This is a genomic window from Caballeronia sp. J97, from assembly GCF_905220305.1.
Lineage (GTDB): Bacteria > Pseudomonadota > Gammaproteobacteria > Burkholderiales > Burkholderiaceae > Caballeronia.
Genome location: NZ_CAJMZL010000003.1, coordinates 158,536 through 176,220 on the forward strand (window position 1 = coordinate 158,536; position 17,685 = coordinate 176,220).

Annotated in this window: 18 protein-coding genes; 8 read left to right on the forward strand and 10 right to left on the reverse strand. The window is 62.5% G+C overall.

Going from position 1 to position 17,685, the window contains the following annotated elements:
* Window positions 1–101 precede the first annotated feature (101 nt).
* Window positions 102–1,049: a LysR family transcriptional regulator gene (locus U4Y90_RS07330; RefSeq protein WP_321793752.1), complete on the reverse strand. Its 948-nt coding sequence runs from the start codon at window positions 1,047–1,049 to the stop codon at window positions 102–104.
* A gap of 287 nt (window positions 1,050–1,336) precedes the next feature.
* Between U4Y90_RS07330 and U4Y90_RS07335 the strand changes: the two genes are divergently transcribed.
* The 4 genes from U4Y90_RS07335 to U4Y90_RS07350 all read left to right on the forward strand — a co-directional run bounded on the left by U4Y90_RS07335 (window position 1,337) and on the right by U4Y90_RS07350 (window position 4,461).
* The gene (locus U4Y90_RS07335; RefSeq protein ID WP_321793754.1) at window positions 1,337–2,677 is read left to right on the forward strand and encodes an MFS transporter; all 1,341 of its coding nucleotides are present in this window, start codon (window positions 1,337–1,339) and stop codon (window positions 2,675–2,677) included.
* Window position 2,678: 1 nt separating this feature from the next.
* Entirely contained in the window at window positions 2,679–3,194 is a 516-nt protein-coding gene (locus tag U4Y90_RS07340; RefSeq protein WP_321793756.1) for a hydroxyisourate hydrolase, read from the forward strand.
* Between the two features lie 38 nt (window positions 3,195–3,232).
* Window positions 3,233–3,571 carry a hydroxyisourate hydrolase gene (gene uraH, locus U4Y90_RS07345; RefSeq protein ID WP_321793758.1) on the forward strand — a complete coding sequence of 113 codons (339 nt, stop codon included), beginning with the start codon at window positions 3,233–3,235 and terminating at the stop codon, window positions 3,569–3,571.
* Window positions 3,572–3,963: 392 nt separating this feature from the next.
* On the forward strand, window positions 3,964–4,461 hold the full coding sequence (locus U4Y90_RS07350) for an H-NS family nucleoid-associated regulatory protein (RefSeq protein ID WP_321793760.1): 498 nt from the start codon (window positions 3,964–3,966) through the stop codon (window positions 4,459–4,461).
* A 72-nt stretch (window positions 4,462–4,533) separates the two neighbouring features.
* Here U4Y90_RS07350 and U4Y90_RS07355 read toward each other — a convergent pair whose 3' ends face one another.
* The 6 genes from U4Y90_RS07355 to U4Y90_RS07380 all read right to left on the reverse strand — a co-directional run bounded on the left by U4Y90_RS07355 (window position 4,534) and on the right by U4Y90_RS07380 (window position 11,432).
* The gene (locus U4Y90_RS07355) at window positions 4,534–4,935 is read right to left on the reverse strand and encodes a VOC family protein (RefSeq protein WP_321793762.1); all 402 of its coding nucleotides are present in this window, start codon (window positions 4,933–4,935) and stop codon (window positions 4,534–4,536) included.
* A 66-nt stretch (window positions 4,936–5,001) separates the two neighbouring features.
* Window positions 5,002–5,427, reverse strand: coding sequence for an organic hydroperoxide resistance protein (locus U4Y90_RS07360; RefSeq protein WP_321793764.1), 426 nt, complete (start codon window positions 5,425–5,427; stop codon window positions 5,002–5,004).
* Between the two features lie 126 nt (window positions 5,428–5,553).
* Window positions 5,554–7,359, reverse strand: a complete 1,806-nt coding sequence (locus tag U4Y90_RS07365) for an alpha/beta fold hydrolase (protein ID WP_321793766.1) — start codon at window positions 7,357–7,359, stop codon at window positions 5,554–5,556.
* A gap of 436 nt (window positions 7,360–7,795) precedes the next feature.
* Window positions 7,796–8,233 carry a hypothetical protein gene (locus U4Y90_RS07370; RefSeq protein ID WP_321793768.1) on the reverse strand — a complete coding sequence of 146 codons (438 nt, stop codon included), beginning with the start codon at window positions 8,231–8,233 and terminating at the stop codon, window positions 7,796–7,798.
* Window positions 8,234–9,174: 941 nt separating this feature from the next.
* Window positions 9,175–10,704, reverse strand: a complete 1,530-nt coding sequence (locus U4Y90_RS07375; RefSeq protein WP_321793770.1) for a HAMP domain-containing sensor histidine kinase — start codon at window positions 10,702–10,704, stop codon at window positions 9,175–9,177.
* On the reverse strand, window positions 10,701–11,432 hold the full coding sequence (locus U4Y90_RS07380; protein ID WP_321793771.1) for a response regulator transcription factor: 732 nt from the start codon (window positions 11,430–11,432) through the stop codon (window positions 10,701–10,703). Before U4Y90_RS07380 ends, U4Y90_RS07375 begins: the two co-directional genes overlap by 4 nt.
* A 182-nt stretch (window positions 11,433–11,614) precedes the next feature.
* Here U4Y90_RS07380 and msrB point away from each other — a divergent pair, with 182 nt between their 5' ends.
* From msrB to msrA, 3 genes are read left to right on the forward strand one after another with little or no spacing between them, the layout of a single operon-like run.
* A complete protein-coding gene (gene msrB / locus U4Y90_RS07385) occupies window positions 11,615–12,130 on the forward strand; it encodes a peptide-methionine (R)-S-oxide reductase MsrB (protein WP_321793773.1) in 516 nt (171 codons plus the stop codon).
* 40 nt (window positions 12,131–12,170) lie between these two features.
* A complete protein-coding gene (locus U4Y90_RS07390) occupies window positions 12,171–13,982 on the forward strand; it encodes a cytochrome c biogenesis protein DipZ (protein ID WP_321793775.1) in 1,812 nt (603 codons plus the stop codon).
* Window positions 13,983–14,005: 23 nt separating this feature from the next.
* Window positions 14,006–14,719 (forward strand): peptide-methionine (S)-S-oxide reductase MsrA, encoded by a 714-nt coding sequence (gene msrA, locus U4Y90_RS07395; protein WP_321793777.1) that lies wholly within the window; start codon window positions 14,006–14,008, stop codon window positions 14,717–14,719.
* On the opposite strand, the gene U4Y90_RS07400 is transcribed toward msrA, so the two are convergent.
* Window positions 14,683–15,810, reverse strand: coding sequence for an aminotransferase class I/II-fold pyridoxal phosphate-dependent enzyme (locus tag U4Y90_RS07400; RefSeq protein ID WP_321793779.1), 1,128 nt, complete (start codon window positions 15,808–15,810; stop codon window positions 14,683–14,685). The genes msrA and U4Y90_RS07400 overlap by 37 nt on opposite strands.
* Before the next feature lie 94 nt (window positions 15,811–15,904).
* Here U4Y90_RS07400 and U4Y90_RS07405 point away from each other — a divergent pair, with 94 nt between their 5' ends.
* The gene (locus U4Y90_RS07405; RefSeq protein ID WP_321793781.1) at window positions 15,905–16,798 is read left to right on the forward strand and encodes a LysR family transcriptional regulator ArgP; all 894 of its coding nucleotides are present in this window, start codon (window positions 15,905–15,907) and stop codon (window positions 16,796–16,798) included.
* Between the two features lie 3 nt (window positions 16,799–16,801).
* Here U4Y90_RS07405 and U4Y90_RS07410 read toward each other — a convergent pair whose 3' ends face one another.
* Both U4Y90_RS07410 and U4Y90_RS07415 read right to left on the reverse strand, forming a co-directional pair.
* On the reverse strand, window positions 16,802–17,179 hold the full coding sequence (locus U4Y90_RS07410; RefSeq protein ID WP_321793783.1) for a DUF427 domain-containing protein: 378 nt from the start codon (window positions 17,177–17,179) through the stop codon (window positions 16,802–16,804).
* 85 nt (window positions 17,180–17,264) lie between these two features.
* Window positions 17,265–17,597: a DUF4148 domain-containing protein gene (locus U4Y90_RS07415; protein WP_321793785.1), complete on the reverse strand. Its 333-nt coding sequence runs from the start codon at window positions 17,595–17,597 to the stop codon at window positions 17,265–17,267.
* Window positions 17,598–17,685 lie beyond the last annotated feature (88 nt).

Below are 17,685 nucleotides of genomic sequence, written 5' to 3' on the forward strand. Positions count from 1 at the left end.
CTCCTATAGGCTTCGATGGCGATTCGTGCCGAGTATAGGAAGCACGCGATCGAGCGGCGAGACATCCGATCCTATTGACCACATAACAGAACGCGATAGCGCTACGCTCGATACATGTCGCGCAGCGCGCGCAGTTCCTGCGCGGCCGCCGTCAGCATCCCGCGAAGCCATACGTGCGATGCCGAGCGATGCCGCGACGGATGCCATAACTGATAAAAGCGCATGAACGGAAATTCGATCGGCGGATCGAGCACGGCGAGCGGGAGATGCTGCGCGTGATAGTTGGCGAAGTGCCGGCCTGTCGTGAGGATCAGATCGGTGCCCGGAATCAGGCTGGGCGCGAGATTGAAGTACGGACAGCTCACGCGGTTATCGCGATGCACGCGCATGGTGCTGAGGCCCGTATCGACGACGCCGCGCTGATCGCGAGAATACGGCGTCGGCACGATATGCGACGCGCTCAGATAGTCCTGGGCATCGAATTTGCCTGATTGGGCATACACGCTATCGCGGGCGACGATGCATACGACGTCGTCCTCGAGCAGCACCGACAAGTGAAGATGCTCAGGAGGATTGGGCCAGTTGCCGATGACGATATCCGGCGAGCCTTCGGAAAGCCCCTGTTCGTAGTTGAATGACGCCGAGAGCGGCACCGCGACAAGGCGCGCATGTGGTGCAGCACGCCTGAATTCGCGCACGACATGCGCAAAGAAGGGCGGCGCGAGATAGTCGGGCATGCCGACGGTGAAGCTCTGCTCGGTGGTAGCGGGATCGAAATGATCGTCCGACACGAGCAGGTTATCGAGCGCGCTCAAGGCGGCCTGCGCGCTCTGCGCCAGTTGTATTGCGCGCTCGGTCGGCACCATCACGTTCTTTTCGCGCGTGAGCAGCGGATCGTTGAAGATGGCGCGCAGCCGCTTCAGCGCCGAGCTGATCGCCGGCTGCGACTGGTTCATACGAATGGCCGTGCGCGACACGCTGCGCTCGCCGATCAGCGTGCACAGCACGCGCAGCAGATAGGTATCGAATGGATCGTCGGTGCGATTCATGGTGAGTTCCGTCTCTCTTTGTTCGCGTGGCCGCGCCGCTATTTTGCCAGCCGGCATCGCAGGAACCGCTTCATGCAGCGGGCGCTAGGGTAATCCATAGGTCGTGAAAAGCGCGGCGAAAAAACGCCCGGAGCCGCGTCAGACAAGGCGTTGCAACCTATATAGGTGTTGCTATGGGGCTTATTGGCCCGTCCCCCGTTCCCGATTTTTTGGCCGTTTCTATACTTGCTTCCAACCGAACGCACGGCCATGTCCGCGCGACTCAATCCGACTGGAAAGGAGAAACCATGTCGCTCATCAAACAGGAGATGCCGGTTTTCGCGAGCGAGGCGGAAAGCGCCGAAGCGAGCGTCTATCGCAAGGTCTCATGGCGCCTGCTGCCGTTCCTCGGCGTGCTGTGGGTGCTTGCATGGCTGGATCGCGTGAACATCGGCTTCGCCAAGTTGCAGATGCTTGACTCGCTGCATTTCAGCGAAGCGGTCTACGGTCTCGGCGCGGGCATTTTCTTCCTCGGCTACTTCCTGTTCGAAGTACCGTCGAACATGCTGTTGCAGAAGATCGGCGCGAAAAAGACGATCATGCGCATCACGATCTGCTGGGGCATCATCTGCATGCTGCAAACGCATGTCACCACGCCCACGCAGTTCTATATCCTGCGCTTTCTGCTCGGCGCATTCGAAGCGGGCTTCTATCCCGGCGTGATTCTCTACCTCACGTACTGGTATCCGTCGCAGCGGCGCGCACGGGCCTTCGGCACGTTCATGTCGGCATCGGCAATCGCGGGCGTGCTCGGTGGTCCCCTCGCCGGCTGGATCATGACGTCGATGAGCGGCGTGCACGGCATGTACGGCTGGCAGTGGCTCTTCATCATCGAAGGCATTCCGTCGGTGCTCGCCGGTGTGTTCGCGTATTTCTACATGACCGACAAGCCCGAGCAGGCGCGCTGGCTCTCCGAAGATGAAAAGCGCGTCGTGCTCGAGGCCCTGCAACGCGACAACGCCGCGATGGGCGAACGCGGTCACGACTGGCGCTCGCTCTTCACCAATCGGAAGGTGTGGCTGCTGATCGCGATCTTCTTCTGCCTGTTGTGCGCGAACTCGACGCTCACGTTCTGGATCCCCACCGTCATCAAGGATGTCGGCGTGAGCACGCCGATGGCCGTCGGCTGGATCGCGGCGGTTTCTTATCTGTGCGGCGCGGCCGGCATGATCATCAACGGCGCGCACTCGGACCGCAGCAACGAGGTGCGCTGGCACTTCAGCGGCGCGGCGATCGTCGGTGGCATTTCGATGGCCGTGCTCGCCGTGCTGATGGGCTTCGAAAAGATCTCGCCGGTCATCGCGTTGCTGGCCATGACGGCATCGCTCATCGGCACCATGAGCGCGATCCCCGTGTTCTGGCAATTGCCCAACCGCTATCTGGCGGGCAGCGCGGCGGCCATCGGCGTGGCGCTCATCAACTCCGTGTCCAATCTCGCAGGCTTCGGCGCGCCTTACGTCATGGGGCTCATCAAGAATGCGACCGGCAAGGTGACGAGCGGCCTGTATCTCGTGGCCGTGATCGAAATTCTCGCTGCGGTGCTCGTGATCGTCGGTATCCGCAAGCTCGGCAACAAACAAGAGGCCTGACATGCGCGACAAAGATTCTTCCCCGAGCTTCGACGTGAGCCGCCGTCGCTTCGCCCTGCAATCCGTCGCACTCGGCGGCAGCATGCTGATCGCGAAAGGCGCGCTGGCCGCCGATGCGCCCGCACCGAATCAGACGACGGGCCCGGTTCAACAAGACGGCCTGAGCCCGCGGCTTACGATGCACGGCCTCGACACCTGGCACGGGACGCCCGCGGCGGGCATGCGCGTCGATCTCTTCGCGATAGAAGACGGCCGCTCGAAGCTGCTGCAGACGATCACGCTTGCCGCGAGCGGCCGCAGCGAGCCGCCGCTCCTGATTGGCGATACGTATCGCGCCGGCACCTATGAACTGTTGTTGCATGCGGACGACTACTTCGCCGCGCGCAAGGCCAATCTGCCGCAGCCGCTATTCCTTTCGAAGATTCCGCTGCGCTTTCGCATCACCGACGTCAACCAGCGCATTCATCTGCCTGTGTTGTTCGGACCTTGGAGTTACAACTACTACCGCGGCAGTTGAACCGGACATATTCGAAACGCGAGATCAGGAGACACACCATGGCCGCAGGCATCACTACGCATGTACTCGACGTCGCGCTCGGCAGGCCCGCCGCCGGGATGCAGATCGAATTGTTCGACATCGGCACGCAGCCGCCGACACTCATCGCACGCACGCGCACCAATCGCGACGGACGCACCGATGCGCCGATCCTGCCTGCCGCGCAAGCGCGCGCGGGAGATTTCGAATTGCGCTTCTGGGTGGCCGATTACTTCAAGACGCCCGATGTATTCGCCGACGTCGTGCCGGTTCGCTTCACGCTCGCCGATGCGGCGCAGCACTATCACGTGCCGCTGCTCTGCTCGCCATGGAGCTTCGGAACTTATCGCGGCAGTTGATACGGCAGTCGCGGTCATAAAATTATGCAAGTTATCGCGGGTGCCGCGGTAACGAAGAACAAAAGCATCGAAGTGGCCGCGAGGTTCAACGGCCACTCTCGCGCCCGGACGATCGCTTCGGGCGCCGCGAACGCAGATTGCATCCTGCTATCGATCTCGTGCATCGAGCCAAAAGATCTGAGCTACCGGCGACAAAAGAACGATATCGAAACTCGCTTTCTGAATTCTTGTCTCGGCCCGACAGCAACTCAAATCCGCAATGTGCGTCTTACCACTTTCTGTTCTAGAGATGCTTTCTAGAATCTTGTCTGCCACGTATTTACACGAATTTCCTCTAGCGCATTGCAGATGTGCATGGCATAGTGCAACCGATAATCTATTAGAGGTAAATCATGTCGACGCTGGAAAGCATTCAGGCACGTATCGAAGCACTTCAAGCGAAAGCCGATGCGCTCATCGCCAGCCAATCGGAAAGCGCGCTGCAAAAGATTCATGATTTGATGTCGAGCCACGGATTGACTGTCTCGGACATCGAGCAATATTCCGGTACACGCAAGAAAGCAGGCCGAAAGAGTTCGGCGAAAAAGCAAAGCGCGGTCGCCTATCAGGATCCTAAGACCGGCGCGACGTGGAGCGGCCGCGGACGTGCACCCGGCTGGATCGCCAATGCCAAGGACCGCAGCAAGTTTGCGGTTGGCGCAGCTGCACAAGAAACCAAAACCAAAGGAAAAGCGCGCGCCGCAGTGAAACGCAAAGGAAAAGGACAACCGCGCGGTCCTCAACCCGCGCTTTATCGCGATCCGCAAAGCGGGGCAACATGGAGCGGCCGTGGTCGTGCCCCCAACTGGCTCGCATCCGTCGAAGACCGCACGCCATTTCTGATTGCCTGACAGCGAATCCCTATACGACTACGCCGGAGTTCATTCACGACTCCGCCGTTTTTATTGCGGTCACGCTTTGATCTATACGCGGGGATCGAAATCGAATTCGATCCTTATGCCACCCGGCTCATAGACCATCATATGACGCTTCGGGCCTGCCCCTAGCAGTTCCGGCACGAATTCCACCGTCACTCCCGGCCACGCCGAAACGCGCTCGAGAATCGTCGCGAGCGCAGCTTCATCCGCTGCGCGCAATGCCAGATGATGAAGCCCGATATTCTTGCGCCGGTCGAATGCTATTGGCGCCGATTCGTCCTTCACCTGCCATAACGTAACCAGCAGCTTTCCGTCCGATACGAAAACGGCTGGATAATCGGGCCGCTCGCCGGCGATCCGCCAGCCGAGACATTGCACAAAGAAGTCACGCGTCGCGTCGAGATTGCGCACGGTGAGGCCTACATGATCGATTCCGGCGGTCAGCATCGTGTTCTCCTTGCGTCGGGCCAGTGAAGCGCTCGAATCGGTTGGCATGCCAGGCGTTCGGGATGCTCATGCCAGCGTCAATATGACATCGATGTTATTGCGCGTCGCATTCGAATACGGACACACGATGTGCGCCTTGTCGATCAGCGCCTGTGCCTCGCTGCGATCCATGCCCGGCAGCGATATCTTCAATTCGACTTCGATGCCGAAGCCATTGGGAATCTGACCGATGCCCACACTGCCGTCGATCGCGACATCTTTCGGGAGCGTGATCTTGTCACGAGCGGCGACGAACTTGATCGCGCCAATGAAGCATGCGCTATAACCCGCGGCGAAGAGTTGCTCGGGATTCGCGCCGTCGCCGCCACCGCCGCCGAGTTCTTTCGGCGTCGTCAGCTTGAGATCGAGATTGCTTTCGGGCACCGTCGCGCGGCCGTCGCGCCCGCCGGTGACATGCGCATGCGCGCGGTATAAAACCTTTTCGATCGACATCGCCAGACCTCCTGTGGATTCTCGATGGGACACTGCCCCGCCTGGGGCCGTGTTCAATATCGAAGGATACTCAAGACGCGGCGAGCGCGCTGACGCGTGAGCGACAGGCCGAAGCACGCACTTCGATCACAACACGACAGGCTCTCTGACAGGAATCACCGGATCGGCGACGGGCGAAGTCGTTTCCCTGGCAACGCGTTCGCACAGTGCGGCGACATGCATGGAACCTGTCGTCATGAAAAGCGCATGATCCAGATCGGGATAGATAGCCATTCGCACGGAGGGAAAACGCGCCAGTCGCACGCCTCGTTTGCCGAAATGCGCGGCGATCAGATCCATGCCCGCGTCATATGCGCCATAAACGAGCACCGTCTTCACACCTTTTGCGTCGAGCGCGCGAATGATGGGCGCGGGCTCCGTCGCCAGTTCGGGCGGTGTGCTGCTCAGTCGATCGAGCCGCAGCACATCGACAATGCGTGAACGCGCGCGCGTCATCGCATAGTCCAGCACGAAGCGCAATACACGCGTCAATTGCTTTTCGCCGCGCAGGATCGCTTTCCATTTTTGCGGATCGAGCATCGAGAATGCATAACCTGCCATCGAATTGCGCGTCGACTGACGCAAGCCATCGGGTGCGACGTCCGCGGGTCTCTTGAACGTCGGCAGATTTACCGTAACGACACCGTTGATCGCGCCTTCGACGACGGCGGCCTTGAGCGCGTGATAGGCGCCCGAACAGACGCCGAACGAGAAGATCGACTTGTAGCCCTGCCGCGCGAGCCAGCGTGCTGCGGCTGCGGTGTCGTCGGTTGCGATCTGGTTGTAGATGCGGCCGAACGCCGTGTCCGATTGCACTTCGCCCGGTGCGGCCGGACTGTCGCCGCGGCCTCGCGCATCGAAGCGCAATGACGCAATGCCACGTCGCGCAAGCTCGCGCGCGATGCGCACCGATAGCCGGCTGTCGCCGACTCGCGCGCTCGCGGACGTATTCGCGATCAGAAACACCGGACCGCGCGCCGAGCCCGCGCGTGGCTCGCATAAGATGCCGAACAGCCTTTCGTCGCCGATGCGCACCGGATGTTCGATTGAGTCGGGCGTTTCGATTTGCAGCGCGGACCAGTCACCGGTATCGAGCGTCGACGCCGCCCGCGTAGTCGGTGAAGCAGCGCCCGCGATCCAGTTCACGACTTCGGCGAACGCAGCGCGCGGCACCTCGTTGAAGGCCGTTTCCTGAAGGAAGCCCGTGAGATCGTCGAACGGAAGCGCCTGCGCTTCGACGCCCTTTGCGGCGAGCGCATCGCGTAGCGGATCTGTGCCGCCCGCTTTGAGACTCATGATCAACGCGCGACGCGCCGGCGCCGTTCCCGCGCATTGCACGCTCGCGACGAGATCGATCGCCTGCAATGAGCTCTTGAACTCGTCGCTATAAACCTGACCGAGCACGTTGAGCCGTGCATCGCCTTGCTGCATGTCACGCAACGGCGGTGCAAGCAGTTCGAGCCATGTTTTACGCACGATATTCAGTTCGCGCATATACACGCGGCCACTCGATACGGGCGCGAGCAGGACGAGTTCATCGACGGGCCGGCGCAGTGCGGCCGCGAGCGCGAACGCGGCGCCTACGCGAAAACCGCACAACGTGACGTGCTCGACGCCCGTGGATGTTCTGAGCCAGTCGACGGCCGCGCCGACATCGTCGACTGATGATTCGAATTGATCGGGGGCGAGATCGGCGCCCGCCGAGTCGCCCGTGCCCCGATAGTCGAAACGCAGCACCCAGATGCCGCGCGCGGCCAGCGCATCCGCGAGATAACGCATGCCGCCATATGTCCACACGTATTCGTGCCCGTACGTGTTGCAGAGCACCACACCGCGTGTGCCGCTTCCCGGGTGCAGCCATCCGAAGCGGTTCCCGAATACGACCGGTCTCATTTCGATCTCGTCCTCGTCTTGGTGGCGGGCAAAGCGCGATGAGCTACGTCTCGCCTTGCCATGCCTGGCCGTCGACGTGCGGTCGAACACGAGTGCATCGAGTTCGGCGGGCAAGCGACGTACCATGAACGAAAAGACCCCGTGCGACGCCGAAGCCGACCTGTCGGCCGAGCCGTTCGACGATCCTCGCATCGGGATCGCGAGGTATTGAGATGATTATATTAAGCGCCTCCTTCGTAACGGATAGCGCCTTGGCAAATCTGTCCGAGGGAGCTATCTATTGGCGCATAAGGCATGGCTTGTGTTATCCGCCGCGCATTTCTCAGGGCGATTCGTCGGCGGAACGTCAGGTTGAAAAACGCGAGAACGTCACACGGTAAAGCGCAAAAGGGCAGACAAGTTGCCTTGGCTGCCCTTTTGCCGTGCGAAGCGTAACTCACGCCGCTTGTTTCGCCCTCTCCTCCTCCACCATGCGTGCATGCGCGTACACGCGATCGCGTTCGCGCTCGACGAGCGTGCGCTTGCGCGCAAGCGTCTGACGATGATATTTCGGATCGCCCATCTGCATAACATATTCGCCATGACGATGACGCAGGTAGCGCTGGAAGAACTCCGCGCCGGGCAGACCGCTGTCGAGCGCCATGAGCACACCGTAGTCGATGTCGCGCACGTTGCCGAGCGCCTCGATCGCAGATTCGAGCGCGGCATAGCGCTCAGGCAGCGGCACGCCTTTGTCGCATAGCGCATGAAAGCGCTGATAGGTCAGCACCTGCCCGTGTGACGCACATCGCCATAAAACTTTCGCGAGCCGTTGACTGAGTTCGGTTTCCACGTTTTCCTCCCGCATGGTGCGCGGATCGTATGCGTGCAACATTCACCGTCATTCCAAAACGGATGACGGATACCGGTTGCCTGGAAATTCCTGCAACGCCAAAGATATGCACGATGCTCGCCATTGCGCCATGTCGCTTCGCGCGCATCGTTGAAGCGGGTTAAGCTAAACAAGCCGTCTTTAAAGGCCACACTAACCACGTTTTATGATTACTACGTGCGAGTTATTTCCCGCATCGAAAGAAACGGCTCGAATAACAAAGAATGCGAAATGCGTTAAACGTCCATGCTTGCCGATCTCGCATAATGCGACTGCAAGATTGCGCACGAGACCCCACCGCCGCTTTAAGCAGCAGTGAAAGTGCGGAGACCATCTGACACGGGCGATGCAGTGCCAAGCGCGGACAATGCGCGCTTCGCTTATCGTTGGCCTCGACGGGCCTTATTGAATTCCACGCCACAGCGCCGTACCTTTTGACCGAAGGCTCACACGGCGGCTGCGATCCGATTACATGCTAGCAAACATATTGCGCAAAACCAAGGAAAGTTTCCGCATGGAAGAACGCCGGCGTTTTCATGCGGCCGTCATTCGGCATATTTTTCCCGGACCTGCCCGCGCCTGACTTTAAAGGCAAATCGCAATGCCGTGGCAGACAGACGCGCAACAAACCATTAACGCGCTTTTTAGCAACAGCGCTAAGCGAATGCGCTAAAACTCGCCCATGCTGTTTTACCGGCACGCCCGCCGCTTCGCGCGCGACGACACGTTTAAGATTGGTTTAAGCCTGAGAGACTAAAACGTCATTTGAGGCCGGCAAGATCGCAGTCCGACGACACTGTCTCGCGGTTCAATGCGAATCGGCTTTCACTCGAACGTCCACGCGGATGATCAGACCGGGCAACGCCCCACGCGCATCCCAACCGCGCGATCAGGCGCAGGCGATGATCATCCCATTCAGCCCGGCAGCAATGTCGGGCTTTTTTTTATCCGCGCCATCCGCGCGCATGCGGCGCGCCGTCGCCGGTCTGCGCGACCGCCGCGGGCAAATCGAAGCGAAACGTGGTGCCCGCGCCCTGCGTATCGATCAGGCGAATCTGGCTGCCGTGCAACTGCAGCATGCGTTGCACGATAAGCAAGCCGAGTCCGCCGCGATGCGCGCCACCCGATGCGAACGGACGCAGAAAAAGCCCTTCGCGCATCGCGGGCGGGATGCCCGGGCCGGTGTCGGCGACCGTGACCTCGACTCTGTCGGACTGCTCGTGCGCGAGCGCCAGCGTCACGTTCACCACGCCTTGCGCGGGCGTATGACGGATCGCGTTGTCGAGCAGATTCGTCAGCACACGCTCGATCATGCCCAGGTCCGCCACGACGTTCGGCAGGCGCGGCGCGATCTGCGCGCTCAGGTGCAGGCCTCGCGACTGCGCGGACAATTCGAACTTCTCGAATACGTCCTGCACGAGATCGGCGAGCGAAAACGCTTCGGCCTCGGGTGCGACCATGCCGTGCTCGAGCTTCGCGAGCTCGAACAACGACTGCGCGAGATGACCCACTTTCGCGCTCTGCGCGAGCGCGATCGACAGATAGCGACGCCGGTCGGTATCGGGCAACGTGTCGGACTTGAGGGACAGCGTCTCCAGATAGCCATGCAGCGACGACAGCGGCGTGCGCAGATCGTGCGAGATGTTCGCGACCATCTCGCGCCGCTCGCGATCCTGCTGACCGAGCGCGCGCCATTGCTCGCCGATGCGCTCGGCCATTTGCGCGAACGCGCTTTCGAGCACGACGATCTCGTCGCGCTCGTTCTCGCGCGCATCGCGCGTGTCGATCCGGGGCAGCGCCGGCGGTTCCGCGGGCGTGCCGCGGGCGTCGAACTTGCGCATGGCTTCGGTGAGACGGCGCAGCGGTCGCGTGACGAGCCCGAACGCGACCACGCCCGCGACGAGCCCGAGCAAGGTGACGAGGCCCATCGACGCGAGCGTGGTGCGCAACACAGCGCTCGCCGATGCCTTCGCGGCCAACGCATCGTGCTCCTCGCCGAGCAACACGATATAGACATAGCCGAACGGCGGCCTCGCGGGCGCGGCGAGCGGCGCGGCGCTGAAGACCTTGCGTTTGTCGTCGCTGCGCGGATCGTCGCCGAGTATCGGCAACGGCGCGCCATCGAGAAACTTGCGCACTGGAGCGAGATCGACATGATCGCGCTTCAGGTGTCCGGGCGGCGCATCGTCGGCGCGGATGCGTCCCGTGGCGTCGAGCAGATAGACTTCGACGCTCGGGTTCACCACCATCAACTGGCTGAAGAGCCGGCGCACGGCGGGGGCGTCGATATCGTTGGCATCGGCGAGCGCGCCGTCACGCGCGATATGCGCCGCGAGCCCGCGCGACAGACTTTGAATGACCTCTTTCTCGCGCAGATCGCTCGCGCGAATCTGCAGCCACGCAGACGCGCCGCAGCACGCGAGCAGCAGCACGCAGAACACCGCGAAGAGCCGTTGCGACAGCGTGAGCTTCACGGCGCGGCGTCCCTGCCTTCAGGCGCTTGCGCCGCGAGCTTGTAGCCGTGGCCCCATACCGTGAGAATGCGCTTCGGGTCGGCCGCATCTTTTTCGACCTTCGCGCGCAGCCGGTTGATATGCGTGTTCACGGTGTGCTCATAGCCTTCATGCCGATAACCCCAGACCGCGTTGAGCAGATCCATGCGCGAGAACACCTTGCCCGGATGACGCGCGAAGTGATAGAGCAGATCGAATTCGCGCGGCGTGAGCTCGATGCGCGCGCCGTCGACCCACGCTTCGCGTGCGAGCGGATCGATCGCGATGCCCGCCACTTCGATGCGCCCCGTATCGAGCCGCGAGTCCTTCGCGACGGCATCGACGCGGCGCAGCAGCGCCTTCACGCGCGCGACGAGTTCCAGCACGGAGAACGGCTTCGCGAGATAGTCGTCCGCGCCGAGTTCGAGCCCGAGAATGCGATGCACTTCGCTGGAGCGCGCGCTCGTGATGATGATCGGCGTATAGCGCGTCATCGCGCGCGCGCGGCGGCAGATTTCGAGGCCGTCGACGCCGGGCAGCATCAGATCGAGAATCAGCGCATCCCAGCCGCCCTGTTCGAGCAGGCGCAACCCTTCGGCGCCGTCGGCGCTGTGCACGACCTCGTAGCGCTCGTCGCGCAGGTTGAGACTCAGCACATCGGCGATATGCATGTCGTCTTCGACGATCAGAATGCGTTTCGGTTGATCCATGAGCAAATGCCAGGCACAGGGGTAATACATGCGCGCCCGATCCGCAGAAAAAAGACGAGCGTCCTGCCATTGTGCAGAAAAGCGCGCGGCCAAGTATCACATTTAATTTAACTTTCGGTGAGGACTCTGCGATGCGCGCGCGACTACGATGCGGCTCATCCACTCGAAACCGAGGATGCATCATGCAGACACGCCGCCGCTTTCTCCTGACGGGCACCGCGGCCGCCGCCGCCGCATTCGCCATAGGCGGACGCTGGCGCGCGCTCGCGGCGGGTACGGAGCCGCAAGCGCCATCGCAGGAACGCTTCGAAATCGTTCATACCGAAGACGAATGGCGCCGCCTGCTGACGCCGGTGCAATTCGACGTGCTGCGGCGCGAAGGCACCGAGCGCCCCTTTACGAGCCCGCTGAACGACGAGCATCGCGCGGGCACCTTCGGTTGCGCGGGCTGCAAGCTGGCGCTGTTCTCGTCGCGCACCAAGTTCGACAGTCATACAGGCTGGCCGAGTTTCTGGGCGCCGCTCGATCATGCGGTCGCGACGCGCGTCGACGGCTCGTTCGGCATCGTGCGCACCGAAGTACATTGCCGGCGCTGCGGCGGTCATCTGGGCCACGTCTTCGACGACGGACCGAAGCCCACGGGCCTGCGCTACTGCATGAACGGCGTCGCGATGAATTTCACGCCCGGCGCCGCCTGACGCGCGTTCACATTTCGATCAACCTCGACCCGACATCATCATGTTGCTCATCGTTCTTGCCTATCTCGGCGGCGCGCTGACGATTCTCAGTCCGTGCATCCTGCCGGTGCTTCCCTTCGTGTTCTCGCGCGCGGATCAGCCCTTCGTGAAAAGCGGCCTGCCGCTTCTGGCGGGCATGGGCCTGACGTTCGCCATGGTCGCGACGCTCGCGGCCGTCGGCGGCGGCTGGGTCACGCAGGCCAATCAGTACGGCCGCTGGGCGGCCATCGCGCTGCTCGCGGCGTTCGGCCTCACGCTGCTTTTGCCCGGGCTCGCCGAGCGTGTGATGCAGCCGTTCGTGAACGCGGGCAATCGTCTCACGGCATTCGCGCAACGCGGCGACGGCAAGCCGGGATTCGGCGGATCGTTCGTGCTGGGCATCGCAACGGGCCTGCTATGGGCGCCGTGCGCGGGCCCGATCCTCGGCCTCGTATTGACAGGCGCGGCGCTCAACGGCGCGAGCGTCGGCACCACGCTGCTGCTGCTCGCCTATGCGGCGGGCGCGGCGACTTCGCTCGCCGTCGCGCTGCTGATCGGCGGACGCGTATTCGCCGCGATGAAGCGTTCGCTCGGCGCGGGTGAATGGGTGCGACGCGGCATCGGCGCGGCGATGCTGCTCGGCGTCGTCGCGATCGGATTCGGGCTCGACACCGGCGTGCTCGCCCGAGTGTCGACCGTCGCGACGTCGGGCATCGAGCAGCGACTCGTCGACAAGCTCCGGGACAAGCACGACGGCGCGATGATGATGTCCGCGAACGCCGGCAACAATGGGTCCGCGATGATGCGCGCGAGCACCGAGCCGCCGGCCGCGTCGAACCCCGAGCCGTTGCCCGTGGAAGGCACGCTGCCGCCGCTCGACGGCGCGGTGCAATGGATCAACTCGCCGCCCCTCACGAAGGAAGCCTTGCGCGGCAAGGTCGTGCTCGTCGACGTATGGACGTACTCCTGCATCAACTGCCTGCGCACGCTGCCGTATCTGAAGACGTGGGCGCAGAAGTATCGCGATCAGGGGCTCGTCGTGATCGGCGTGCACGCGCCGGAGTTCGCCTTCGAGCGCAACGTCGACAACGTGAAGAAGGCCATCCACGATCTCGGCATCGACTATCCCGTCGCGATCGACAACGACTATGCGATCTGGCGCGCCCTGAACAATCAGTACTGGCCGGCGCATTATTTCGTCGACGCGAAGGGCGACATCCGCTATCACCACTTCGGCGAAGGCGACTACGCGCACTCTGAGCACGTGATCCAGCAACTACTCGCCGAAGCGGGTCACGGCGCGGCGCCTGCCATGGCGATGACCGCGAAGCGCAGCGACGACGCCATCGGTCAGGGCGCGATGATGCAGGCCGACAACGCGGACATGCGCTCGCCGGAAACGTATATCGGCTATGAACGCGCGGAACAGTTCATGTCGCCGGGCGGCGAAACGCGCGACCGGATTCGCGACTATGCCGCGCCCCACGCGCTCGACGTCAACGATTGGGGACTCGCGGGCGCGTGGAAGGTCGGCGCGGAGCACGCGACGCTCGAAGGCGCGTCGGGCCGCATCGTGTATCGCTTTCATGCGCGCGATCTGCATCTCGTGCTCGGGCCGTCGAAGGACGGCAAGCCGGTGCGCTTTCGGGTGAGCATCGACGGCGCGGTGCCGGGCGCATCGCACGGCAGCGACATTCAGGGCGACGGAAGTGGTACCGTGACCGAACAGCGCCTCTATCAACTCGTGCGGCAAACGGGCCCCGTCGCCGATCGCACGTTCACGATCGAATTTCTCGACCCGGGCGTCGAAGCCTACGCCTTCACGTTCGGTTGAACGCGACTTCTTGAGGAGCAGAGATGTTCAAGACCACCAGCAAGACCTTCAAGGCCGCGAGCGTGGCCATGCTGTTCGCGGGCGCGTTCGCACTGCAGCGCATCGCGCACTCGAGCGAGGCCGCCGTGAAGATCCCGCCGCCCGCGCATGACGAAACCGCGGGCGCCACGCACACCGAAACGGCTGTATTCGCGGGCGGCTGCTTCTGGGGCGTGCAAGGCGTGTTTCAGCATGTGCGCGGCGTGAAGGAAGTGATGTCGGGCTATGCGGGCGGCGCGGCCAACACCGCGCAATACGAGCGCGTGAGCGAAGGCGACACCGGCCACGCGGAATCGGTGCGCATCACCTACGACCCGGCGCAGGTCTCGTACGGCAAGCTTCTGCAGATCTTCTTCTCGGTCGCGCATAACCCGACCCAGTTGAACTATCAAGGCCCCGACCACGGCACGCAATACCGCTCGGCTGTATTTCCGACGAACGCGGCGCAGCGCGATATCGTCGATGCGTATATCGCGCAGCTCGACAAGGCGCACGTGTACGGCGGCAAGATCGTCACGAAGGTCGAGGACTACAAGGGCTTCTATCCGGCCGAGGGCTATCACCAGAACTATCTGACGGAGCATCCGGAAAGCCCCTACATTGCGATCAACGACCTGCCGAAGGTAGCGAACCTGAAGCAGATGTATCCGGGGATGTATCGTCAGGACGCGGTGCTCGTGACGGTCGCATCCAAATAAGCTTCGAGGATCGCGAGCACATCGGGCATGTTGCGCCTGCCGAAGCCGAGGCGAACGTGCGCATCGCCGTGATCGACGAGGGTCGATGGCAGGAGCAGCACGCCCGTGCGTTCGAGCAGTTCCGCGCAGAACTGCTCGGCGCTCGCGTGCTTCAGGCGCACGAAGCCGATCGTGCCCGCGCGCGGCCGATGCCATTCGAAGCGCGCCGCATGACGCGCGAAGAATCCGTCCAGTAACCGCAGATTGCGGCGCACGATCGATACGTTGCGTTCGATCAGCGCATCGGTATGGCGCACCGCGATCGTCGACAGATACTCGCTCGGCGCGCTGTTGCTGATGGTCAGATAGTCCTTGAACGTGCTCATGCGTTCCAGCACCTGGGCGCTCTTCGTCGCGATCCAGCCGAGGCGCAGACCTGCGAGACCGTGCGTCTTCGAGAGCGCGCCGAGTGAAATCGCGCGTTCGTACACGTCGCACGCGGCGGGCAGACGATCGGCGCGGTCGTGCTCCAGGCCGCGATACACTTCGTCGCAGAAGAGCCATAGTCCGTGCTCGCGCGCGAACGCAACGATCGCATCGAACACGTCGCGCGACGGCAGATAACCGGTCGGATTATGCGGCGCGCAGATGACGAGCGCGCGTGTCGCCGGCGTGAGCAGCGTGGCGAGCTCGTCGGGATCGGGCGCCCAGCCCGCTTCCTCGCGCGCTTTCCACGGCGACACCTTCACGCCTCGCGCCTCGGCCACCGAATAGTGCGACTGATAGCCGGGCATATGCACGATCATGTGATCGCCCGGCGCGAGCATCGTGCTCATGAACGAATAGATCGCCTCTTGCGCGCCCGTGTGCACGATGATTTCATCGGCATCGATGTTCTGATACAGCGTAGCGAGTTCGCGTCGCAGCGCCGGCGCGCCGGGATATTCGGTGTAACCGAGCCAGGTCTCGCGCAATCCGTCGATCGCATCCGGCTCGTATGCGAGCAACTCGCCGATCGACATCGACTCGGGATCCGAACTGCACAACAAATGGCGCGCGGTGAATTCGTGCCGCGCGAAATAGCGTTCGAGCTTGAAAGGATTCGGTTGCATGGCGTCGCTTGATCGGAATCGAAGAAAGCCCCAGTCTGCGCTCGCGAGCTGCATTCAAACAGCTAAACTTTCTAATTTCGATTAAGGAACGCTAATGCTCGACTACGCTCTGCTCGATGCGCTGCTCGCAGTCGTGCGCACCGGTTCCTTCGAGCGTGCCGCGCGCGATCTGAACGTCACGCCTTCGGCCGTCTCGCAGCGCGTGAAGCTGCTGGAAGAACGCGTGGGCGGTCTGCTCGTCAGGCGCGGCCAGCCCTGCGAAGCGACGGCTTCCGGTGCGCTGCTGTGCCGCCATACCGAACGCGTCCAGTTGCTCGAAGCGGAACTCGGCGGCCGCATGCCGACCCTGCCGGGCACGCCGGGCGAGCGCCGCGCGAAACTGCGCATCGCGGTGAACGACGACAGCATGAGCACCTGGTTCATCGACGCCGCGGCGGACTTTTGCATCGAACGCGAACTGCTGCTCGATATCGTCGTGGACGATCAGGATCACACTGCGCAACGCATTCGCGAAGGCGATGTGCAAGGTGCGATCACCACGCAGGCCGAGCCCGTTCCCGGCTGGCGCTCGATGAAGCTCGGACGCATGCGTTATCGCGCGGTATGCTCGCCCGCGTACTTTGCGCGTCATTTTGCCGACGGCCTCACACGCGACGCGCTGCGTCACGCGCCTTGCGTGAATTTCAACGAGAAGGATGAATTGCAGAAGCGCTTCATCAAGCGCGTGACGCGCGCCGAGATCGTACCGCCGGCGCATGTCGTGCCGCATGGCGAGGGTTTCGTGCGCGCGTGCACATCGGGACTGGCGTGGGGCATGTGCCCGCAACGCCTGGTCACGCGACAACTCGAAAGCGGCGAACTGGTGGAGGTGTTGCCGGGCTCGCGCGTCGACGTCGATCTCCACTGGCAGAGCTGGCGTCTCTCGCTCGGCTGGCTCGACGATTTCAGCGCGATGCTGAAGCACCGCGCCAGAGCGCTTCTGGATTGAAGATCATGCGTCGCGCGTTTCGAACGAATCGACTCGATCGCGATAGAAAGCGAGGTGATCCTTTATCGACGCGACAGCTTCGTAAGGCGCCTCATAGGACCACACGGCGTTGGCCGCCTTTTGTCCACCCGAGGGGATGCTGTAATAGATGCAGTCACCCTTGTAAGGGCAATAAGTCGTGTGTGAGGTGCGTTCGAGTTGCGACATGTCGACGTCTTCGCGCGGCATGTAAAGCACCTCGGGATACGATGCCTCACGCAACGAAAGCGCCGCGGTCGTGTCGGCGATCACGCGCCCGCCTGCTTTTACGATCACGCGCGACGGACTGCGCTCGATGGTGATCGGATGATCGGGGCCGGGAATCTTGACGGCTTTATCCATGAGTCTCTTCCTGAGAACGTGCGGAAGAAGCGATGGTAACGCCGCTGCGCTCAATGCGCTCGATACACCCCGGCCCCGTTGAGCATCAACGGCCGAAATAAACCGGCTTCGTGCCGTCGTCGTCCATGCGCGGCATCCTGCGCATGCCGGACGCCGACCCGCCGTTGCTCGCGCCACCGAACGAATTCATATCGGCGTTATGGGGATTGTCCTGGCGCGATACCTTGCGTTCAGCGGCCTGGATATCCGACGGATACGAAGTCTGATCCGAGCGCGACGGATCATAGCCCGCTGCTTCGACCTGCCGCAGATCCTGCTTCACCTGGCCACGCGTGAGCGATGAATCGGCTTGCGCGAAAGAAAGCGCCGGCGCCACCACTACGGCGGCAACGGCCACGGCTTTGACGAACGATTTCATGGCAAACCCTCCGGTATGTTGGGCTACGCACGGTGTTTTCTGTGCGTGCTCCAAGAAATCAGCATCGCCCGTGCCCGCCCTCGCGCCT